15 protein-coding genes and 1 pseudogene are annotated in these 22,374 nt (G+C 68.4%); 8 read left to right on the top strand and 8 right to left on the bottom strand.

The window, feature by feature from the left end; genetic code table 11:
• Positions 1–84 precede the first annotated feature (84 nt).
• From DB31_RS51720 to cglC, 7 genes and pseudogenes are all read right to left on the bottom strand, one after another.
• A complete protein-coding gene (locus DB31_RS51720; protein ID WP_075306374.1) occupies positions 85–672 on the bottom strand; it encodes a DNA-processing protein DprA in 588 nt (195 codons plus the stop codon).
• Positions 673–1,072: 400 nt separating this feature from the next.
• Positions 1,073–1,444, bottom strand: a pseudogene (locus DB31_RS51715) (helicase-related protein); the annotation flags it as partial.
• 245 nt (positions 1,445–1,689) lie between these two features.
• Positions 1,690–2,166, bottom strand: a complete 477-nt coding sequence (gene ybaK / locus DB31_RS35000; protein ID WP_044196215.1) for a Cys-tRNA(Pro) deacylase — start codon at positions 2,164–2,166, stop codon at positions 1,690–1,692.
• Between the two features lie 4 nt (positions 2,167–2,170).
• Positions 2,171–3,307, bottom strand: a complete 1,137-nt coding sequence (gene purK, locus DB31_RS34995; RefSeq protein WP_044196213.1) for a 5-(carboxyamino)imidazole ribonucleotide synthase — start codon at positions 3,305–3,307, stop codon at positions 2,171–2,173.
• Complete coding sequence (gene purE, locus DB31_RS34990) at positions 3,304–3,801, bottom strand: 5-(carboxyamino)imidazole ribonucleotide mutase (RefSeq protein ID WP_044196211.1); 498 nt, start codon at positions 3,799–3,801, stop codon at positions 3,304–3,306. The genes purK and purE overlap by 4 nt, the downstream gene beginning before the upstream one ends.
• 177 nt (positions 3,802–3,978) lie before the next feature.
• Positions 3,979–5,421 (bottom strand): vWA domain-containing protein, encoded by a 1,443-nt coding sequence (locus DB31_RS34985; RefSeq protein WP_044196209.1) that lies wholly within the window; start codon positions 5,419–5,421, stop codon positions 3,979–3,981.
• Positions 5,422–5,503: 82 nt separating this feature from the next.
• Positions 5,504–5,998 (bottom strand): adventurous gliding motility lipoprotein CglC, encoded by a 495-nt coding sequence (gene cglC, locus DB31_RS34980; protein ID WP_044196207.1) that lies wholly within the window; start codon positions 5,996–5,998, stop codon positions 5,504–5,506.
• A 256-nt stretch (positions 5,999–6,254) separates the two neighbouring features.
• On the opposite strand from cglC, the gene DB31_RS34975 reads away from it, so the two are divergent.
• Genes DB31_RS34975 through DB31_RS34950 form a run of 6 tightly spaced genes read left to right on the top strand, consistent with a single transcriptional unit; the run spans position 6,255 to position 13,355 of the window.
• The gene (locus tag DB31_RS34975; protein WP_044196205.1) at positions 6,255–7,076 is read left to right on the top strand and encodes an outer membrane beta-barrel domain-containing protein; all 822 of its coding nucleotides are present in this window, start codon (positions 6,255–6,257) and stop codon (positions 7,074–7,076) included.
• On the top strand, positions 7,076–7,921 hold the full coding sequence (locus DB31_RS34970) for an outer membrane beta-barrel domain-containing protein (protein ID WP_044196203.1): 846 nt from the start codon (positions 7,076–7,078) through the stop codon (positions 7,919–7,921). Before DB31_RS34975 ends, DB31_RS34970 begins: the two co-directional genes overlap by 1 nt.
• A complete protein-coding gene (gene gltC / locus DB31_RS34965; protein ID WP_044196201.1) occupies positions 7,918–9,948 on the top strand; it encodes an adventurous gliding motility protein GltC in 2,031 nt (676 codons plus the stop codon). The genes DB31_RS34970 and gltC overlap by 4 nt, the downstream gene beginning before the upstream one ends.
• A gap of 12 nt (positions 9,949–9,960) precedes the next feature.
• On the top strand, positions 9,961–11,271 hold the full coding sequence (locus DB31_RS34960; RefSeq protein ID WP_044196199.1) for an MFS transporter: 1,311 nt from the start codon (positions 9,961–9,963) through the stop codon (positions 11,269–11,271).
• Positions 11,272–11,280: 9 nt separating this feature from the next.
• Entirely contained in the window at positions 11,281–12,324 is a 1,044-nt protein-coding gene (plsX, locus tag DB31_RS34955) for a phosphate acyltransferase PlsX (RefSeq protein ID WP_044196197.1), read from the top strand.
• Positions 12,321–13,355, top strand: a complete 1,035-nt coding sequence (locus DB31_RS34950) for a phosphatase domain-containing protein (RefSeq protein WP_044196195.1) — start codon at positions 12,321–12,323, stop codon at positions 13,353–13,355. Before plsX ends, DB31_RS34950 begins: the two co-directional genes overlap by 4 nt.
• Positions 13,356–13,461: 106 nt before the next feature.
• Here the strand turns inward: DB31_RS34950 and DB31_RS34945 are convergent, their stop codons facing one another.
• Entirely contained in the window at positions 13,462–18,831 is a 5,370-nt protein-coding gene (locus DB31_RS34945) for a S8 family peptidase (protein ID WP_044196193.1), read from the bottom strand.
• Between the two features lie 156 nt (positions 18,832–18,987).
• On the opposite strand from DB31_RS34945, the gene pcnB reads away from it, so the two are divergent.
• On the top strand, positions 18,988–20,706 hold the full coding sequence (pcnB, locus tag DB31_RS34940) for a polynucleotide adenylyltransferase PcnB (RefSeq protein ID WP_044196192.1): 1,719 nt from the start codon (positions 18,988–18,990) through the stop codon (positions 20,704–20,706).
• Positions 20,707–20,794: 88 nt separating this feature from the next.
• Complete coding sequence (locus DB31_RS34935) at positions 20,795–22,345, top strand: hypothetical protein (RefSeq protein ID WP_157232319.1); 1,551 nt, start codon at positions 20,795–20,797, stop codon at positions 22,343–22,345.
• The last annotated feature ends 29 nt before the right edge of the window (positions 22,346–22,374 follow it).

Genomic DNA, 22,374 nt, shown 5'->3' with positions numbered 1-22,374 from the left:
CGCAGCCCATCCACTCTGCCCAACTGCTCCAGCAGTGGCTGTCCCTGAGCCTGCCGTTCAGGCTTTGGAAGGCTGGGCTGGTTCTCAGATGGGTAAATCGGACTGCTCAGGCGGGAAAGAGGGGGCTTCGCCCGCCACCGTGGACTTACGGCGGAGCCATGTGCCCCAATCCGATGCTCCCTCCAGGTCCTCCAAGTTGAGCGGTATGCCGCCACGCTCAACGAGGCGGGGATTTCCCTCCAACGTCCCTGGCCCGGCTCGGACGAAGAGTGGCACCCAGCGCGCCTGGAGGTTCTCCAGCGCCCCCGCCCATGTTCCGCCCTTGTCAAAGTCCGAGCTCACAACCACGCCGAAGTCGCTGAGCGCGTAGACGTCCTTGTTGCGATCCATGGCGCTCCAGACCGTGAAGCGCGCACCAGGATCGTATGGCGATAGCAGCGTCATTCGCTCGTCTTCCAGCGCCTTCCGGAAGGTCTTCTCCAGCGCCGCGCGCTCCAGATCTCCTGGGAGGACGCCGAGCACGTGTCCCCCTGCGGCGAGCGCCGCTGTCATCGCCTCCCGGTCCACCCCCTTTGCGCCCCCCGAGATCGTCACCAGTCCAGCCCTGGCGCAGCGCTGCGCGAGCCGTTGGGTGAACTGAAGCGCTGCGACGTCTGCAGCTCGCGAACCCACAATGGCTACGCCCCCAGCGTCCAGCCCCGAGTGTGCTCATGTACACCTGCATGACGCGTTGCTCCTCCTTGCGCAGCGCGAGGAGCTTGTTGATCCGCTCTGGGTCATGGGCGTAATGCACCGGAGTGCGCTTATAGCGGGAGCCCTGCTTCGTTACTGGAGCGGGCACCAGTGTCTCCGCAAGAGTCAGGACCTTCTCGAGTGCTCCTTGGGAAAGGTTGAGTGACGCCTGAAGCTCTGGAATGGAGGCACCGTCGTCGATCTGCTCCAGTGTGGCGAGTACCGCTTTCATTTGTGCTGCGGGTGGGAAGGCGGACTCGATGAAGTACTCAGCGATCTCGTCGTCCTCAGCGCCGCCGAGCAAGATGCCCACCGCGCTGTCGAGCTTTCGCCCCGCGCGGCCGACCTGCTGATAGTAGTGGACGACGGAGGCAGGTCGCTGGAAATGGACGACGAAGCCCATGTCAGGCTTGTCGAAGCCCATCCCCAGAGCTGACGTCGCGACGAGGGCCTTCACTTTGTTGTTCAGCAGCGCCTGCTCGAGCACGGGGCGCTGCGAGTCATCCATCTGGCCAGAGTAGACGGGCGCGGCAATGCCGTTGCGCTCAAGCCATTCACTCACGCGGCGCGCGTCCCGCACCGTGAGGCAATAGATGATGCCAGTGCCAGGAAGCTTGCCCAGGTGTTTCACGAGCCATGCCAGCCGGGCCGGTTGTTTCGGGAACTGGAGCGTTTGGAGCCTGAGGCTCTCGCGGACGAACGGCCCCCGCATGACATGGAGCTTTCCGCCAAACTGCTCCTGGACGTCCTCGACGACTCGTGCGTTCGCCGTGGCTGTCGTTGCGAGCACCGGAACGGTCGGTGGCAGGAGCTTGAGGAAGGAGACGATACGCCGGTACTTCGGGATTCCGACCTGCTCGATCATCTCCGCGCGCATCTTCGCGAAGCGAGCATAAGACGGATTTGGCACCTTCGTCTTCTACAAGACCGGTCGGCTGAGGTTCAGTTCCGAAGCCCTCAGCTCTTAGGGCGGGAGATGGGACCGACCTTGCCTTTGATCACCTTCAAGTAGTCCGCAGGGGCCATGAGGATCTGCGTGCCGCGAATGCCTGCGGACACCGAGATCACATCGAACAGCTCCACTGTCTCCTCTACGAAGACCGGGTACTCCTTCTTGCCGCCGATGGCTGTCACACCGCCTCGGATGAAGCCCGTCAGTGGCTGAAGCTCCTTGAGCGGCACCGTGTCTACCTTCCGGTCTCCGCTCAGCTTCGCTAGCGCCTTCAGGTCCAGCTCCGCGTCGCCTGGCACCACCGCCATCAGCACGCCCGTCCGGTCTCCGCGCGCCACCAGCGTCTTGAAGACCTGCTCCGCGGGCAGGCCCACTTTCGCGGCGACGGTCTCCGCAGAGAGGTCCTCGGGATCCACCTCGTACTCGCGCAGCTCGTACTTCACCCCAAGGGTGTCCAGCAGGCGGGCAGCGTTCGTCTTCACAGCGTCACATCCCCAGCGCTCGAGAAGCCGCCTTCACCCGCGCCAGCGCCTCCTCGGGAGTCGTCCCCACCGCCGACAGGTGCCCCATCTTCCGGCCTTTGCGTGCATCCCGCTTGCCGTACAGGTGCAGCCGCACCCCCGGCATCGCCAGCACTTGTTCGAAGCGCGGGCCGCCCTCGGTCAGCCACAGGTCTCCCAGCAGGTTCACGATGGCTGCCGGCCGCACCACCTCCACCGAGCCCAAGGGCAGGTTGCACACCGCTCGCACCGCCTGCTCGAACTGGCTCGTGAGGCAGGCCACCTCCGTCGCGTGGAAGCTGTTGTGCGGACGCGGCGCCAGCTCGTTCACCAGCAGCCGCCCGTCCTTCAGCAGGAACATCTCCACCACCAGCAGCCCTTCGACCTGGAGCGCGTTCGCCATGTCCCGCGCGATCTCCGCCGCCTTCGCCGCCACTTGCGGCGGCACCGGCCCCGGCAACAGTGACCACGCGAGGATCCGCTCCTCGTGGTGGTTGTAGGCCGGTGGGTACACCACCGTCTCGCCCTTCGGGCTTCGCGCCACCAGCACGGACAGCTCGGATTCCAGGTCCAGCGTGGCCTCGGCCACCACCGCGCTCTCGCCCAAGTCCTTCCACGCTTGCCCTGCCTCCGTCGCGGCCTTCACCACCACCTGCCCGCGCCCGTCGTAGCCGCCCTCGCAGGACTTCACGAAGCACTTGCCTCCTAGTGCCGCCACCGCCGTGCCCAGTTCCGCAGCGCCGTTCAGCTCCTGCCACGGTCCCAGCGGGAAGCCCTGCTTCGCCAGCCATGCCTTCTGCCGTCCACGGTGCTGCACCATCTCCAGCACCGCCGCCGAGGGCCGCAGCGGCGCTTGCTCCGCCGCCGCACGAAGCGACGCCAGGGGAATCTTCTCGATCTCCAGCGTCACCACATCACACGCCCGCGCCAGCTGCGCCGCCGCCCGCGTGTCCCCGAAGTCTGCCGTGTAGCACTGGTCCACCACCCAGCGCGCCGGGCACGCTGGATCCGGATCCAGCGCCTGCACCTGGAACCCCAGCGTGCGCGCCGACAGCGCCATCATCCGCCCGAGCTGCCCGCCCCCCAGAATCCCAATCGTCCCACCCGGCAGAACCGTCTTCATGAGAGCACCCGATCCCGGAGCACCTCGTCGGTACGCGCCTGCCGCCACGCCGCCAGCCGCGCCCGAAGCTCCGGATACTTGAGGGCCAGGATCGACGCCGCATGCAGTGCCGCGTTCGCTGCCCCCGGCTTGCCAATCGCCTGCGTCCCCACCGGCACGCCCTTGGGCATCTGCACGATGGACATCAGCGCATCCAATCCCGCCAGCAGCGTGGTGGGCATCGGCACCCCCAGCACCGGCAGCAGCGTCTTGCTCGCCACCATGCCGGGTAGGTGGGCTGCCCCTCCCGCCGCCGCGATGATGACTGACAGCCCTCGGGCCTCCGCCGTGGACGCGTACTCCATCATCCAGTCCGGCGTGCGGTGCGCCGACACCACCCGCACCTCGTGCGGAATCCCCAGCTCCGTGAGGATGTCGATTGCCGGGCGCAGGTACTCGAGGTCGCTCTTGCCGCCCATGATGACCCCAACCCATGGGGTGTCCGCGCTCGCCATGCCGTGTCGCGCCTCCTGCGCTCTCCCGCCAGCAGGGCAGGAAGAACGCGGAGATAGGGCCGGGGGATTCCATCGGTCAACCCAGAACCGCGGGACGTCCATCCGAAAACACCGAGGGCCCCGCCGTTCCCAGCGGAGCCCTCGCATGCGTGCCTGCCTCGGGAGCCTGCCCCAGGCTCAGTACGTCGAGCCCATGCGCCCAAAGTCCTTGAGCGCCTTGGACTTCGAGCGCTTCACCGCCGCGTTCACCTCTTCGCTGCTCTGGGCCTGCTCGTACTCGTCGTAGGCCGCCTTCTGCTCGGCCATGTCCGCGGCCACCGCCGGAGCGCCCGCCACCGAGGCTGCCTCGTTGAACATCTCCTGGTTCAGCTGGATGAGCTGCCGCGCCTCGTCCCGGCGGCCCACCTTCAGGGCCTCGGCTGCCTTCTGGAGGTTGGCCGCGCTGCGCGCCCGCACCGCGTACACCGTGGCGTCCTTGTCCTGCTTCGCCGCCACCTCCTCCATCCGGTCCGTCACCATCGCCGACAGGCTCGCCGTGCTCTCCACCGTCCCGTCCTTCAGCAGGTCCGTGTACGTCAGCTTCAGCCCCGTAACGTTCACCGCCTGACCCACCGCCGAGCCCGTCACCTTCAGCCGCGCCACCACGCGCTCCGTCTGGCCCGCGGAGAAGTCCGGCATCGCCACGCGCACCGTGCGCCCGGCCTGGTGCGCCTGGTAGCCCAGCACCTCGCCCAAGAGGACGCCGTCCGGCAGCTCGAAGGACAGCTCCACGTTGCGCGCCACCAGCGTGGCCGCCTGCTGCAAGTCCTTTTGGAAGATGCCCGCCAGCTTGCCCGCGTCCTCCAGGAAGCCGTACGCCCCCGCGCCGTACTCGGCGAACGCCTGCATCAGGTCCTCGTTGAAGTCCGTGCCCACACCAATGGAGCTCACCGTCACCCCCTGCGCGCGGATGTTCTTCACCACCTGCTTCAGGCTCTGCTCATCCGTGACGCCCTCGGTGGGCTGCCCGTCGCTGATGAGGATGATGCGGTTCACCTTGTACTCACGGCGCGCGGTGTTCACCTGGTTCTGTCCCGTCGTCAGGCCCGCGCTGATGTTGGTGCCGCCCTCGTCCCAGATGCCCTCGATGTACTGGAGCATCCGCGCCCGATTCGAGGACGTGGCCGCCATGCTCGGCAGCGCCTTCACGTCCGAGCCGTAGTGGACGATGGACAGCCGGTCCTCGTCCCTCAAAAGGTTCACCAGTTGACGCGCCGCCTGCTTCGCCTGCGCCAGCTTGTAGCCGCTCATGGAGCCGGACCGGTCAATCACCAGCGCCAGGTTCACCGGGCTGCGCTGCGAGCCCGGGACCTCGGCCCCCGTCACGTCCACCGTGACGAACTCATCCGAGCTGCCCAGGGTGATGTAGGGGTGCGACAGCCGGCTCGTCATCGTCAGAGAGCCGTTCGACGCCTGTGCCGGAGGTGTAGGCGGAGGAGGGGGCGTCGGCGGAACGGGGGTGGCGATGTGCGGCTGGGGCGGGGCCGGCGGGGTGGGGGACACCGCGCGCGGCATCCCCAACACCAGGGCCACCAGCGCCAGGGTACCGGCCAGGGCCAGGAAGGTGGACGTCTTGTTCATGGGCAGGGCTCCTTGGAAGCAGCAGGCCCTGCATCAGACGAATGGCGCGCGAAAAAGGTCTAAAGGGCCGCGCGCCAGTATGTCACTCCGGCTGCGCGGACAGTTTGCCGGCGCAGAAATACGGGGAGTTCGTCTCCCCGAAGGTGTTCCGGTAGGTGACCGGATCGTCCCGCTTGAGGCGCTCCAGCGAGGCCTGGTCCAGCAGCAGCGGGCGGCAATCCATCCGGTTGCGCAGCACCTCGTCCACGCTGGTGTCCGTCACCTCACACGAGGACGAGCCCGCCACGCACTCCTGGCTGCAGTAGCCCTGGGCCGGCGCGTTCGGGTCCGAGTCCCGCGGGGCATCCGCATCCCGGACGCAGATGAGGTCCTCGCAGTCCGTGGATCCAAAGGAGATGAAGTCCTGGTTTTCAGCGATCTCGCCCTCCAGGACGGGGGTGGAGCGCACACCCGTGGTGCTGTCGGAGGTGGGATCGCGCTTCACCAGCACGCAGGGAACGCCCAGCTGGGTGGTGACATCGCACCCGCTGGCCAGCAGGGCGGCGGCGCTCAGGAAGATGGCCAGACGCACGGACATGATCAGCTCGCACCTCATGATGAGAGGGGAATGCACAGAGAGGACTGCACCGTACCACAGGGGTTCGCGCTGCCAACCGACTCGTGGAGCGGGTGCCCAGAACGGAATTGTTCAAAAATGGCGCAGGGATAGATGATGAGCAGGCAGGTTCGGATTGGTTGAGGAGGGGCACTGCGGCGGATAGGATGCCCGAGCCGTTGACACTCCGAATTTTCGCAGGCGGCTCGTCGCCCCACCACACACGGAGCTTCCGGAAGTGAATCGCCTCCAGGCCACTCTGCTCGCGCTCTGCCTCTGGCCCGCGCTGGCGCTCGCCCAAGATCAAGGGATGGGGTTGGACCTCACCCAACAGGACGACGCCAGCAAGCCCGAGGAGCAGCCCGAATCCTCTCCTGAGACCCCTCCACTCGCAGAGCCGCCGCCCACGCCGAGCGTGGCAACGCCCGCTCCGGGGCAGGAGCTGCTGCCCACCGACATCACCAACGAGGACCGCGTCAAGAGCGTCCAGCGCAAGGTGTACCTGAAGAAGGGACGCTTCGAGCTGACGCCGCTGGTGAGCCTCTCGATCAATGATCCGTACTACTCGAAGTTCGGCGCGTCGCTGCGTGGCGCGTACTACTTCGCGGACACACTGGCCATCTCCGCGCGCGGCTCGGTGATGCAGGTGCTCCCGTCGGATGACGTGCGCACCGCCAAGCGCGCCTTCCAGAGCCGCATCTACCACTCGGTGCCGCAGTGGTCCGGCATGGCGGATGTGGAGTGGGCGCCGCTCTATGGAAAGGTGGCCTTCCTCAACTCCATCCTCCACTTCGACGGCTACCTGCTGGGCGGCGCGGGCGTGGTGAAGACGGAGACCTCCGCGCTGGAGGGCCGCTCCATCAGCATCGGCGCGGACCTGGGCCTGGGAATGCGCTTCGTGGCCAAGGACTTCCTGGCCGTGAACGTGGCGCTCATCAACACCTCGTACGTCGACCAGCCACTGGGCACCAGCAAGGGTGCCGTTCAGAACCTCATGACGATCAATGCCGGTATCTCGTTGTTCTTCCCGCTGCGGTCCACGGGACGGGAGAGCGAGTGATGAGACTCCTTCGCCTGCTCCTGGCCCTCAGCCTGCTGCCCGTGGTGGCGCAGGCCCAGACCGACAAGCCCGCGGCCGAGAAGCCTGCGGCCGAGAAGCCCGCGGCGGCCCCCCGGCCGGCGTCTTCCACGGGCTCCTCGGAGTCCGAGGCCGGTGACGTCTCCGAGGTGGACAAGGACGACCTGGGCCCTCTGCGCGAGCGCATCCGCCCGGTGTCCGGCCACCTGTTCCTCAAGCGCGGCCGCTTCGAGATCAGCCCGTCGGCCACCATCTCCCTGCGGGATGCCTTCTTCCGCAAGTACATCTTCGGGGCCACGTTCACCTACTTCCCCACGGAGACGTTCGGCGTCGGCTTGCGCGCCGGCTACTCCATCCCCACGGTGTCCGGCGCGGCGCAGATCTGCACCTTCACTGATAGCGGCTCCGGCGGCGTGAGCCGGGGTTGCAACGCGCCGACCTTCGAGCAGCTCGACGGCGCCGCGCCCGGCCAGCTCACCCTGCTGGGTGGCGTGGACGTGCAGTGGGCGCCCATCTACGGGAAGATCTCCCTGCTGGCCGAGAGCTTCGCCCACTTCGACATGTACGGCGTCCTGGGCGCCTCCCTGGTGCAGTACAAGGGGCCGCCGGACACCGCCGGGGTGCAGAGCACCTCGCGGATGACCGCGGGCGGCAACGTGGGCGTTGGCTTCCGCTTCTTCCTCAACCGCTACATGACGCTGCGCACGGAGGTGAGAGACCTCATCTACGTGGAGAAGGCCATCCTTCCGGCCACCACCCTGCGCAACCAGCTGATGTTCGAGCTGGGTGTCTCCTTCTTCCTCCCCACCGCTCTCCCCGAGTCATGACCCGCTCCCTCCGACTCCTCCGCCTCGCGCTCCTCGGGCTCGCGCTCGTCTGGGCCATGCCGGCCCCGGCTCAGAGCTTCGAGGGCCTCGACACGTCCAGCTCCAAGAAGAAGAAGAAGGGCAAGGCCAGCACGTCGAGCAAGAAGAAGAAGAAGGGCAAGAAGGGCTCCTCCTCTGATGAGGAGTCCTCGTCGGTGGCGCCCACCGAGACGACGCCCACCGTCCCCGCGGCGACGGATACCGCGACCGAGACGGCTCCTTCGCCTGCGCCCACCGAGGCGCCCAACCCGGTCTCCGCGCCCGCGACGCCCGCAGCCCAGGACACGCAGAGCGGTGGCCTGGGGCTGGATCTCACCGGCAGCGGCAACTCCAACAAGCCCCAGTCCGGGGGGATGACCTTCGAGGCGGTGGATGTGTCCGGCAAGTCGACGGACCGCCAGAAGCTCGACGTGGCCGTGTCGCTCTTCAAGAACGACGAGTACGAGCAGGCCGCCATGGCCGCCTACGAGGTCCTCAAGGATCAGCAGCAGGCGGGCAACCATGTCGAGGCCCGCTACGTGGTGGCCAAGGCCCTGTACCGCATGGGGCTGTACCACTCGTCGCTGGGCGAGTTCTCGAAGATCCTCGCGGTGGGCCCGCAGACCAAGTTCTTCAAGACCAGTCTGGAGTGGCTGTTCTTCATCAGCCGCAAGACGAAGAACGAGACGGTGATCCTCGATGAGATCGCCCGCTACGCGAACTACGAGTTCCCCGAGAAGTTCCGCAGCGAGTTCCACTACCTGCTGGCGCGCTACCACTTCGTGCGCGGCCGCGCGCTGGACCAGGTGGGCCAGCAGGATCAGGCGGACAAGAGCTTCGAGGAGGTGAAGCGGCTGACCACGCTGATTCCTCGCAGCGACGCGTTCTACCCCCGGGCCAAGTTCCTGGAGGGCCTGGCGTACTTCCGCAACGGCAACAAGGTGCGGTCGGCGGAGGCCCGGCGCTCGGACACCAGTATGGCCTCGGCCATCGAGGCCATGAAGGAAGTGGTGCGCCTGACGCGTCCCGGCGGCAAGACGGGCGAGGAGGCCAAGCTGGACCAGTCGCTGCGCGAGCTCGCCTTCATGCAGTTGGCGCGCACGCACTACGGCATGCAGCAGAACCGCTACGCCATCTTCTACTTCGGGAAGATCGAGCGCGGCACCACCCAGTGGCTGGAGGCGATGTTCGAGGCCAGCTGGGCCAACTACCGCGTGGGCCAGTACGAGCAGGCGCTGGGCAACCTCATCACCCTGTCCTCGCCCTTCTTCCGGGACGAGTACTTCCCCGAGGCGCTCATCCTCAAGGCGGTCATCTATTACGAGAACTGCCGCTACCGTGAGTCCAGCCTCATTCTCCAGGACTTCGAGCGCACCTACCTGCCGGTGCACGACCAGCTGCAGCTGCTGGTGCAGAAGAACATGGAGGCCGGCGAGTACTACAGCGTGCTGGCCGACGTGCAGAAGAAGGACAAGGAGAAGTTGTCCGGCACCGAGGTGATCCTGGAGCGCATCCTCCGGCTGGCCCTGACGGACCAGGACCTGAAGAAGACCAACGACTCCATCCTCGAGCTGGAGGGTGAGCTGGATGCCTTCGGCGCGAAGGGCGACACCTTCAAGTACTCGGAGCTCTCGAAGGAGCTGCTGGAGGGGCTCAAGGAGCAGCGCACCGGCCTCATCCAGAAGGCGGGCATCATGTCCAAGGGCAAGCTGGAGACAGAGCTGATTGCCCTGAAGCAGCTCTTGGCCAACGGCCTGCGCATCAAGTTCGAGACGACGACGAAGGAGAAGGAGTTCCTCGAGGAGCAGCTCAAGGCGGGCGGCAAGACGGCCATCGTCAAGAAGTACCGGTACACCGTGGCCGTGGCGGATGATCAACTCTATTGGCCGTACGAGGGTGAGTACTGGCGCGACGAGCTGGGCACCTACCAGTACACGCTCACCAAGGGCTGCATCGAGCGCGACACCGCCAACCGGGACGCCCAGGCGCGTGAGGCGTCGTCGCTGTAAGCGGCGGGGTGTATGGAGGAGGGAGCAGACCGGCGGCGCGCCTCGCTGCGCGTCGTCTTCGGTATCGTCACGCTGGATCTCATCGGTTTTGGGATCCTCATCCCGCAGCTCGGGGTGTACGGAGTGAAGTTCGGCGCCTCACCGTTCACGGTGGGGCTGCTGCTCTCCGTGTACTCGCTGATGCAGTTCCTCTTCGCCCCCGTGCTGGGACGGCTGTCGGACCGGTACGGCCGGCGGCCGGTGCTGCTGCTGAGCCTCACGGGCTCGATGACGGGCTACCTGCTCTTTGCCTTCGCCCACTCACTGCCGCTGCTCTTCCTGGCGCGCGTCATTGATGGGATCAGCGGGGGCAACATCGCCACCGCGCAGGCCTATGTGGCCGATGTCACCAAGCCCGAGGAGCGCGCCAAGGGCATGGGGCTGATTGGCGCGGCGTTCGGCCTGGGCTTCGTGCTGGGCCCGGCGCTGGGCGGCTTCCTGGGCGCCTGGGGCGGTAACCGGGCCATTGGCCTGTTCGCCGCGGGACTGGCAGCGCTCAACCTGGGGTTCACCTTCGTCTTCCTGGCCGAGTCCCGCAAGCCGGGCAGCCCTGCCACGGCCTCCGGGCGCCGGATGAGCGGGGCGCTGTCCTCGCTGCGGCTGCCCGTCGTGGGCCTGTGCCTGGTGCTCATCCTCCTGTTCAACACGGCCTTCTCGCAGATGGAGGGCACCTTCTCGGTGTACCTCCTGTCGCGCTTCCTCTCCTCCGGGCCCGTGCCGCTGGAGGGCGGGACGCTGTTCCTCTCCGCCCGCGCCTCGGCCGAGCAGCTCTCCCAGGCCAGCCTGCGCACGGGTGGGCTCTTCGCCGTGGTGGGCGTGGTGTCTGCCCTCCTCCAGGGCGGGATTCTCCCCCGGCTGCTGTCGTCCAGCAGCCGTGCCGAGCCCGGGTACCAGCCGGTCCGCGAGGGGCGGCTCCTGGTGGCGGGCTTCACGGTGACGGGGCTGGGGCTGGCCCTGCTGCCGCTGGCTCCCAGCTACGCCTGGCTCTTCCCCGTCATGGGGCTGCTCGCGGTGGGCTCCGCCTGCACCACGCCCTCCCTGTCCGCCCTGGTTTCCCTCCATGCCCCGGCCGACCGGCTGGGGGCTGTGTTGGGGAGCTATCAGGCGTGCGGCTCGCTGGGGCGAATCCTCGGCCCCGCCCTGGGTGGCTGGCTCTTCACGGGCTTCGGTCCAGGGGCGCCGTACGGCACGGCGGCGGCCTTGATGGGGGCGGGGGCCCTGGTGGGAGTCGTCCTGGCGGCCCGGGTGCGAATGCCGGGCGCGAGCGTCGGGCAAAGCTCGTAAGATAGGCCCATGGCGGGGACGACTCAGGAGCTCAAGGACATCACCATTGCCTTCGACGTGATGGGGAGTGATCACGGCCCCGAGGAGGTGGTGCGCGGCGCCGCCCAGCTCTCCATCGAGGCGCCCCACATCCACGCGCTGCTCGTGGGCGACCGCGAGCTCATTGACGCGGCCCTGGCGGACACCAAGCACCGCGCCGAGCAAATCTCCGTGCAACACGCCCCGGACTTCGTGGGCATGGACGAGAAGCCCGGCGAGGCGCTGGCCCGCAAGAAGAACGCCTCGGTGGCCGTGGCCGCCCAGCTGGTGGCCGACGGAGAGGCCCAGGCCCTGGTCTCCGCGGGCAACACGGGGGCGGGCGTGCTGGCGTGCGCGCGGCACTTCAAGCTGATTCCCGGGGTGCGCCGGGCCGCGCTGGCGGCCGTGTACCCCACGCGTGGCACGCGCGGCGAGAAGCAGGATCCGTTCTCACTCATCCTCGACGTGGGCGCCACCGTGGAGGCCACGGCGGAGGATCTGGTGGCCTTCGCGGTGATGGGCTCGGCGTACGCGCGCATCATCTCCAGGAACGAGCGCCCCAAAGTGGCGCTGCTCTCCAACGGCGTGGAGCCGCAGAAGGGCCCGCCGCGCGTGGTGGATGCGCACGCGAAGCTGTCCTCCATGGAGGGCATCCACTTCGTGGGCAACGTGGAGGGCGTGGAGATTCCCAAGGGCACCGTGGACGTCATCGTCACGGACGGCTTCGTGGGCAACGTGTGCCTGAAGATGCTCGAGGGCGTCCATGAGACCGTGATGGATCTCGCCCGCTACGCCTACAAGGAGAAGCTGCGCTGGCGCGCGGGCCTGGCCATGCTCTCCAGCGGCATCCAGCGCATCAAGGACATCACCGACTGGGAGCAGTACGGCGGCGCGCCCATCCTCGGGTTCGATCGGATCTTCATCAAGGCACATGGGCGCTCGAAGGCGCGCGCCATCACCAACGCGGGGAAGGTGGCTGCCAAGGCCGTGGCGCATCAGCTGGGCACCACCATCCAGGAAGGCCTCGCGAAGTGAGCCTTCTGGACCGGATCGATCCCCGGCCGCCCAGGCGGATCTACCGGTGGGATCTGGACAAGACGTACCTGCGGACGGACTTCGACTCGTTCAGGGACCTGGTGCGCACGGCGTTCCAGAAGGCCCACGAGAAGGTGGCCGTGCCGGGGGCCTCGGCGCTCATCAGGGAGCTGGCGGCCAACGGGGACTCGCGGCTGTGCATCGTCTCCGGCAGCCCCAAGCAGATGCGGGCGGTGCTGGAGGAGAAGCTCAAGCTGGACGGGGTGAAGTGGGACGAGTTTGTCCTCAAGGACAATGTGGGCAACCTGCTGCGCGGCCGCTTCCGGGCCCTGCGAGGGCAGGTGGGCTACAAGCTCCCCGCCATCCTCGAGAGCCGCGTGAGCGCTCCCATCGAGGCCGAGGAGGTCCTCTTCGGGGACGACGCGGAGGCGGACGCGTTCATCTACTCGCTCTTCGCGGACCTCATCGCCGGGCGCGTGGATGAGCGCGTGCTGACGCAGGTGCTCGACGCCGGAGGCGTTTACCCGGATGACGCCGAGCGCGTGCGCAGCGCGTGGCGCCGCATCCCCATCGCGGATCCGGTGCGCCGCATCTTCATCCACCTGGACCGGCTGACGCCTCCGGCCCACTTCGCGCCCTACGGCCCGCGCGTGGTGCCCATCTTCAACTACTTCCAGGCGGCGCTCGTGCTGCTGGCGGACGGCCACCTCACCGCGCCCCAGGTCATCAAGATCGCCGTGGAGATGGTGCAGACGGCCGGGCACAACATCATCACCCTCTCCAATTCCTTCCAGGATCTGCTGCGCCGGGGACTGCCGCTGCAGCAGGCCGCGCTCGCGCTCTCGCAAGCCCTGGAGGGCCCCAATGGGCTCATCCAGGCGATCCGCCCCGTGCCGGACATCATCGCCGCCTTCACCAAGCGGCTCGCCGCGCTGGGCACGCCCCCAGCGCCGCCGCGTGCACAGGCCGTGGACTACGTGGCCCTCATCTCCCACGCACTGCCGCGGACTCACAAAGACCGGAAGAAGTAGCGCGGACGCGAAGCCGGCCCCAGGGACGCTCAAAGAGAAGGCGCCGCACCCTGCATCGGTGCGGCGCCTCCTGAACTTCAGACGCTAGCAGTGGCTACCGGAGTCACTACACCCGGTTGCCGCGGCGGCGGAGCAGGCCCATCGCCATCGCCAGCAGCGGCAGGAGGCCGCCCAGCGCGCCCGCGCCGGTGCTGCAGCCACCGTCCTTCTCGGGCTCAGGGAGGGTGGGCTCCTTGTAGACCTGGAAGCGAGCGTCCGCGGAGGCCGCGCTCACCGCGCCCGCCGCATCCTTCGCGCGAGCCGTCCAGATGTACTCGACGCCCGGCTCCAGCTCCTTGGTGACCTTGAAGGACACCTGGCTGTTCTGGGCATTGGCCGTCGTGGCCACGTCACCCGAGCTCACCACGGCGCCATCCGCCGACTTCACCTCGAAGGAGTAAGTGATGGCATCGCCCTCGGGGTCCACCGACTTCTGGAGGATGAGGGTGGGCGTCCGGGTGAAGATGATGGCGTCGGACGGGTTGAGGGCCAGCGGGGCGGACGGGGCGTTGTTCTGGGCGTTGACCTGGAACGAGCCCACCACCCAGTCGCTGGCGCTGTACGGGTCGCTCGCGCGCGCGCGCCACCAGTACAGCGTGTCCTCGGTCAGGCCCTCGGTCTGCCAGCGCACAGTGCCATCCGCCTCGGCCTTCAGGGCGGTGGAGGCCTTGCGCGACGGGCTGGTGAAGGCCGGGCTGGTGTCCACCTCGAACGTGTAGAGCAGCTCGTCGCCGTCCGCATCCGTCACCGCCTTGATGACGAGCGTCGGCGTGAGCGTGGCCACCTTGCCGTTGGCGGCGGGCTCCACGGCCTCGGGCAGGCTCGGCTCGCGGTTGGACGGGCGGCCCAGGTACGTGAAGGAGGCCACCTCGCTGCTGCTCTCGGCGCTCTCCGGGTCCTTCACCGTCACGCGCCAGTAGTACGTGGTGAACGGCTTGAGCGCGGAGGGCACCGTCCACGAGGTGCTCCCGCTGGCGCCGCCCGCGATCGGATCCGAGACGACGGTGTCCTGCGTCAGGGCCGCGTCCGTGGCCAGCTTGAACGTGTAGGTGAGCTGGGTGTCATCCACGTCCAGGGCGTTGTCCACCGTGAGCACCGGGACGGCCACGGCGATCTGCGCACCCGGCACCGGCTGCGAGGCCCGAGCCAGGCCCGGGGCATCGTTCTGCGTGCTGAGCTTGAACGTCTGCACGCGGCTCCATGCACCCTGGAGCTTGTCGCCGTCCGTCGCGCGCACGCGCCACGTGTAGGCCTGATCGTCCGCCAGCGTCACGCTGGAGCAGGAGCCCGTCGCGCTCGGAATGGTGGCGGACGTCCGCCCCGAGGCAGACTCGTCCACCGTGGTGGAGCACAGCTGCGTCGCGAGCGTGGTGCCCGAGAAGAGCTGGAACTCGTACTTCACGGTGGCCAGGTCGCCCCGGCTCGCCACGTTGAACGTGGTGAGGGTGATCTGCGGGGCCTTCACCAGCGTGTCGGTGAGCGGGCCCTGGACAGCGGCCTGCGCCGGCAGCGCGAACCCGTCGTAGGCGTTGCGGAACTCGGCGGCGTTGCTGATGCCGTCGCCGTTGCGGTCGCCCGCGGCGTCGTTGGCGTTGGTGGGATCCAGGCCGTTCTCCAGCTCCCAGCTGTCCTCGATGCCGTCGTTGTCGGCGTCCACCCACTTCGCGGTCAGGGTGACGGCCTTGGTGTCGGAGGCGCCGTCGTCATCCGTCACAGTGACGTTGACGGTGTACGCGCGGCCCTGGCGGCTGCCCTGCGAGCGGGACGGGGCCCACAGCAGCAGGCCGTCCGCGGACACCGTCAGGCCGGCGGGAGCACCCGAGGCCGAGAAGGTGAGCACGTCCGCGCCGGGATCCGTGGCCGTCAGGCGCAGGGCCAGCAGGTTGCCGGACCAGGCAGTCTGCGCGGCGGGCGCGGTGAGCACGGGCGCCACGTTGGCGATGGCGACGGAGATCGTCTCCTCGGAGTACGAGTCCTCGTCGAGCACGCGCACGCGAGCGGTGAACGCGCCGCCACCGGCCTTGTTGTCGCGGTAGGTGTACACGGCATAGGGCGAGATGCTCGCGTAGTCGTACGTGCCGTCACCGTCGAAGTCCCACAGGAAGGCGCGGAGCGGATCCGCGGAGGGCTCCTCGGCGCCGCTGTTGGCCGACAGGTCGAACTGAACCGTGGACGGCTCGTTGCTGCCGCCCGTCAGCACCTCCATGGCGATGGGGCTGAGGACCGGGTGGGCCTCCGCGATGTCCATGACCACCTGCTTCACGTCGGAGATGCTGCCATCCGCATCCACCACGCGCAGGGCGAAGGTGCGGTTGCCGGAGTCCCGCGCGAAGCGGCTCAGGAGGATGGCGCCGTCCGTCGAGCGCTCGTCCTCCTCGTCCACGTCGAAGGTGGTGCCGTCGTAGTCGAAGTCCCACTGGACCCGCCACGGCCGGGAGTTGTCGCCCGGGTTGATGAAGTTCGACTCGAGGGCGTAGTGGCTGCCCTCGACCAGCGTGAAGTTGCCGGCGATGCCCGTCAGCGTGGGACGCAGGTCCGCGATGGACAGCTGCACCGTCTGGAGGGCGCTTTGCACGCCGTCCTTGTCGGTGACGCGCGCGGCCACGGTGAAGGTGCCGTCGTTGGGGAAGGCGTAGACGGTGCTGATGGCGCCCGGCGTGGTGGCGCGCGTGACGGCATCGGCGGTGAAGGTGGTGCCGTCGTAGTCGAAGTCCCACTCCACGAGCCACGGCGAGTCCAGGCCCGGGTCGGTGAAGGAGGTGGAGATCGTCACCGGCTGGCGCTCACCCATGGAGCCGGTGGGGGTGAGGGCGCTGAGCGCGGGCGGCACGTCGTTCACGGTGATCTGCGTCTGCGCCACGGCCGAGCGGGTTCCGCCCTTGTCCTGGACGCGGGCGGCCACCGTCAGGTTGCCGCTGTGGAGGAGTGGGGTGGTGCCGGTGACGGTGCCCTGGGTGGCGGTGTTCAGGGTGACGTCCGTGGTGAACCAACCCGGGTAGTTCGCGTCGATCTCCACCTTCCACGGGCCATCCGAGGCGCCGTCCGGATCGCTGAAGGCGGCGTCCACCGTCAGCGTGTCACCCTCGTTGAGGGTGGTGGGCTGGGCGGTGATGGCGCTCACCACGGGCGGCTGGGTGGCCACGGGGATGGCGAACAGGTACGCCGTGTTGTCGTTCAGCGACGCCGTGTTGTAGCTGTGCTGCGTGGCCGTCGTGGAGTTGGTCTGAACGCCCACGGTGGCGGCCGCGGCCTTGTCATACGAGGCGTTCCCGACCACCACGTCCTTGTAGTTGAAGAGGATGTCCGGGCGGCCCTCGGAGAAGACCACCTGGAAGCTCAGCGTGTTGGAGCCCGTGCGCGTGCTGTAGTGGTGCACGTTGCGCCACTCCACCACCAGCTCGCGGTTGGGCGCCGTGCCCAGCACGCCCCAGAAGACGTTGTCCGCGCTCGTGGGGCCCGGGTACAGGTCATCCCAGAACGGGGCCACCAGCGTCGTGTGGCTGGAGGAGGGCAGCGTGGCGTTGGTGAGGCCGATGGCGCCGGCGGACTCGAGCTTGAGGGCGCCGTTCATGCCCACGCGCACCGTCGTCTGCCCCGTGCCCCCGCCGAACGGGATGGGGAAGGGCGAGGTGAAGTTGGCGACGCTCTCGTCCGTCAGCACCAGGCTGGTGCCGGTGATGGTGCGCCACGCGTAGGGCACCGACGTCTTCACGTACGCCTGGGGCGGCACCACCGCGGTGACGGTGAGCGTGTCACCGCCCGGGAAGGTAAGGGTGTAGGTGCCGGGCGCGGTCGGCTCGAAGGCGCCCACGAACAGGCCGTCATTGGCGGCCTCGTCGCCGTACACGCCGCTGTCCGACAGGTTGAACGTCTGTCCGCCCGGAGAGACGGTGACGGTGGCCACGCCCGCGGGAGCGCCGCAGTTCACGTGGTAGGCCGCGAGCGGGACCTGGTCGTACACGTTCACCGTGACGGTGTCCGCGATGGGCCGCACGCGGGCGGAGAAGAGCTGGTTGTTGCAAGTGAGCGCGCCCTGGCCGTTGGTGTCCGCGGCGCGCAGCCGCTTGCCCGTCAGCGTCTTGCCCGTGGCCGAAGCGGAGCTCACGCTGCCCGCCAGCACCAGGTTCTTCAGCTGGCGCCAGTCGCGGCTCGGGTCCTGCGCCTCGAGCAGCGCCACGACGCCCGTCACATGCGGGGCCGCCATGGAGGTGCCGCTGGCCGCCTGGTACCCGTTGTTCGGGACGGTGCTCATCACGTCCACGCCCGGCGCCGTCAGGTGCACCGTGCGCCGGCCCGTGTTCGTGTCGCTGGCGAGGTTGCCTTTGCGGTCATGCGCCGCCACGGCGATGACGTTCGAGACGAAGTAGCCGCTCGGGTACGCAGTGGTGGTGTCGTTGTTCGCGGTGGTGTTGCCCGCCGCCGCTACGAAGAGGGTGCCGTCGTTGCGCTGCTGGATGATGCCGTCCAGCAGGGCCTGCGAGGAGGCGGTGTTGCCCCACGAGTTGTTAGTGGCGATGATGTTGACCGGGTTGCTCGTCCGGGTCTTCAGCGCGTGCACGTAGTCCAAGCACTTGAGGGCGTTGGCCGCGGTGCCGTTGCCGCTCGCGTCGAGGAACTTGCAGGCGAGGATCTGCGACGACCAGCTCACGCCCGCCACGCCCCGGCCGTTGTTGCCCTGGGCCACGATGGTGCCCGCCACGAGCGTGCCGTGGGTGCCGTCATCCAGCGGGTTGCCGGTGTTGGTGATGGCGTTGATGCCGTGGACGTCGTCCACGTAGCCGTTGTTGTCGTCGTCCAGGTTGTTGCCCGGAATCTCCCCGGGGTTCGTCCAGAGGTTCGCCGCGAGATCCGGGTGGTTGTAGTCCACGCCCGAGTCGATCACCGCGATGACGTTCGAGGCGCTGCCCGTGGTGAGATCCCACGCCTCGGGGGCGTTGATGTCGATGTCGGCCACGCCGCCGGCCTGGCCGGTGTTGTTCAGGCCCCACTGCTGCCCGAAGACAGAGTCATCGGGCGTGGTGGCGCTGGCGCGGTAGATGTAGTTGAGCTCCACGTACTCGACGGTGGGGTCCTTCTGGTACGCGATGATGGCGTCCTCGAGGGAGGACTCATTCACGGTGACCAGCTGCAGCTCCGGCATCGTGCGGAAGGTGTGCTGCACCTTCGCGCCTGCCTGCTTGTGGGCCGACAGAGCCCTCAAGCCCGCGTCGCGCTTGAAGCGGACCAGGAGCTCGCCCGGCACGTATTCCGCGCCATTCTCGGCGCGCAGCGTCCGCAGGCTGCCCGCAGCTCGGGCCTCCTGAGAGGGAGGGGTGGGGGTTTGAGGCTCTTCCTTCGCGCAGCCTTGCAGTGCCAGGGCTGGTCCGAGGACCAGGGCTGCAAAGGTTCTGACGCCGGACGCGGCCTTACGAGCGCGCGACTTGACCCAACTCTTCATTAATATTTCCTGCTTTCTACGGACGGATGGGGGGTTGGCGGGCGATTGAGTGCTGACTCGGCCGCGCTGTCAATAGCATGACGTTTGGAGCGCGCGGCGCGAGGATGCGGTATAGACGGCTGCCCCCCGAAGTTCCAAGGCTGGGGCGTCAACGCGATGACGCGAGACTCTACTGAAACGCCGCCTGCAGGCGGACCTCCAGAACCTGCGCCCGACAACGCGCGCGAGGTGGCCTCACCAGAGGCCCTGACGGTCCCTGCGGCGGCGCACGAGGAATCCCCGATGACCGCAGAGCTGGACCTGCAGGCAGACGCAATGGGTCTGCCGCTGCCGACCGAGCCCCCCGAGCCCCGGCCCGAGCCCGAAGTACCCCCTGTCCTGGCCCCCGAGCCTGCCTCCGCTGACCCTGAGCTTGTTGCTCCAACGACCACCCGCACCGGAGAGCCCGCCGAGATCGACCCTCGGGAGCTGGACCCGGATGCGCTCAAGGTCGTCCTCCGGCTGCACGCGCATGGCCACCAGGCGTATCTGGTAGGCGGGTGCGTGAGAGACTTGCTGCTGAAGCGCAAGCCCAAGGACTTCGACGTGGCCACCAGCGCCCACCCGGGCGAGGTGCGCGCCACCTTCCGCAACTGCCGCCTCATCGGCCGCCGGTTCCGGCTGGCGCACGTCTACTTCAAGGGTGGGAAGATCATCGAGGTCTCCACCTTCCGCGCCAACCCGACCGAGCTGATGATGGAGAGCCCTCCCAGCGAGGAGGAGGGCGGAGAGAACGGCAATGGCAACGGGGATGAGGATCTGCTCATCACCCACGACAACGTGTTCGGCACCGCCGAGCAGGATGCGCGCCGCCGCGACTTCACCATCAACGGCCTGTTCTATGACGTCACCGAGGGCCGGGTGATCGACTACGTCCGGGGCCGGAGGGACCTGGACGAGCAGTACATCCGCACCATCGGCGACCCGGAGATCCGCATGCGCGAGGATCCGGTGCGCATCCTCCGGGCCGTGCGCTTCGCGAGCAAGCTGGGCTTCGACCTCGAGTCGCGGACCTACGCGGCGATGGAGGGCGCGGTGGAGGATCTGCCGCGCTGCGCCCCGGCCCGGTTGCTGGAGGAGACGTTCCGGCTCATCCGCGGCAGCGTGGCGGCGCCGAGCCTCAAGCTGCTGTCGGCGCTGGACGCGCTGAAGATCCTCCTGCCGCCCGTGGACGCCTACCTGAAGCAGAATGGCAAGGAGGGCGAGAAGACCTTCTACGCCTTCGCCGAGGCGCTGGATCGGCGAGTGGCTTCGGGCGAGCCGCTGGATGACGCGATCCTGCTGGCCACGCTGCTGGTTCCTATCAGCCGCGCGGCGCCGCCGCCGGTGGAGTCCCAGGAGCCTGGGGCTCGGCCCTCGGTGTCCCAGGCCATCGAGGATCTGCTCGCCAGCTTCGTTCAGACGGCGCGGCTGCCCCGGCGCATTGCCGAGCGGTGTCGGCTGCTCCTGCTGGCCCAGCGCACGCTCACGGGCGAGCGTCGCCGCCGCACCGGCGCGTTCCGTCGGCACCCGCTCTTCGGCGAGGCGATGACGGTGTTCGAGATCTCCGTGGAGGCCACGGGCGAGTTCCGCGAGGCGCTCGAGGCGTGGAAGGGCGGAGAGCTGCCTCCGGCGCGCCCCGAGGGGGCTTCGGCCGAGGGTGGCGCAGAGCCGGGCCGCAAGCGCCGCCGCCGCCGCCGCCGCCGGAATGGATCCGGGCGCCAGGGTGGGAATGGCGAGGCGGCCGCTTCTTCCTCGCCTCAGGCCGAGGCCTCGGGCAGCAGCGCGGAGGCCGAGGACGACAGCGGCCCCGACACCGATGGGCCGGACGAGCCGGACGCGGCGGACGAGGACTGAGCCGCGGACCGAGCGGGTCGGCGCGTGATTTTCGTGCCGGGCTGGCCCCTCGACTGTTATCTCGCGCCCCCCAAGGGGGGATGCGTTGATGAAGACTTCGCGGGGAGCGCGGCCGATGCTGCCTCGGACGCTCCTGATGAGGGTGTGGGTGCTCGGACTGGCTTCCGCTTGCAGCGGTGAGGTGGAGCGCCCCAACCCGGTGGCCAGCGGCCCGCTGGCACGTGCCTTCGAGAGCGGCGGGGTGGCCCACCAGAGCTCGCCTCGCGTGGGGTACGGCGGGCTCAAGCTGCGCATGGCGGGGGAGCGCTCGTACGCGCTCGAGATCACTCGCGACACAGCCGCCGTGGAGACTCGCCGGTTCGTGGCCTATGCCGCGCAAGGCCAGGTGCTCTGGCAGTTCACGGAACAGCCGCAAGAGCTGTTGATGGACTTCACCGTGCACCCCTCGGGAGAGGTGAGCCTGAGCGTGGAGCACACGGACGAGGTGCGTGACACGTTCGAGCTCGTGCGCCTGTCGGTGGACGGCGCGGTGCTTGCGCGGCAGCGGCTTCCGGCGCCCGAGACGCTGCCCCCGGGAGATTTAGGACTCCTGCCTGCCTCGCCCTTCCTCATGAAGGCCGTGCCCGCGGGCTCGCATGTCGGCAAGTGGCTGCCGTGGGTGCGGCTGGAGGCCCGAGGGGAGGAACTCGCCGTGGCCTTCCTCTCGTATGTGGATCGGGGCGATGAGAGTGGCACCCAGGCCCTCGCCTCGGGGGTGATGGCGCTCCAGTGGTCGGGCGGCCGCTACACGGAGCAGTGGGCGCGGGTCGTCGACGGACTGCACTCGCTGATTCAGGTGGCCTGGCAGTACGACGAGTTCCACTGGCTCGATGCGGCCACGCAGCCGCTGCTGGCCGTCAGCCCCGAGGGGCGCGTGATCGTCGGGCGGGCCCTGAGCCAGGGTCGCTGCACCGCTCTGAGCCAGACCTTCCAGGAGCTCTCGTCCACCGAGTGCCGCATCCTGGGGATGCGTAACAGCCCGCACCGGTATCAGCCGTTTGCGTTCACCTCGTTCTCTCCCGAGGGGGCGCGCGAGGGAACACATGTCCTGGCTCCCGAGGGCTTGGAGGAGTTCGTCGTGTTCGACATGGCCCTCCGCGGTGAGGAGGTGGCCGTCGCTGGCACGGCCGTCCGGTTCCAGGAGGACGGCACGGTCAAGTACTACGCCGCCTCGCCCAGCGCCGAGCCCATCATGCTCCCTTACGATGGCTACGTGGCGGTTCTCGATCGGGCCACGGGAGCTCTGCGATCCGAGGTCTACGTCGACGAGGGCCGTGCCGAGTACTTCGCCGCGCTCCGCTGGACGGAAGAGGGGCTGCTCGCCGCAGGGGCGGCGGACTGGGATCGCTGGAACGGCGGGATGAGCGTCTCTCGCGGTGCCGGACCCCTGCTCGCCTTCATTCCAGGGGATGGGGGAGCTGTGCGGACGCGGAGTGTGGGACTTGGAGGAGGAGCGCGGCACTTCCACCTGCTGACCGTGGATACGTGGGACGGGGCCGTCGTGGCGCTGGGGGTGTCGGAGGCTCCGATGACGCACTCGGGTGACAGCGCGGGGGCGGAGCAGATGACCTTCGGTGGGCTCCGTGTGGGGCTTCGCTGAGCGCGCGGGGACCGCATAGAGTGGTGTCC

The organism is Hyalangium minutum, assembly GCF_000737315.1.
Taxonomy (GTDB): Bacteria; Myxococcota; Myxococcia; order Myxococcales; family Myxococcaceae; genus Hyalangium; species Hyalangium minutum.
The sequence above is the reverse complement of the archived record's forward strand: the minus strand, read 5'-3'. Positions and strand labels throughout refer to the sequence as shown.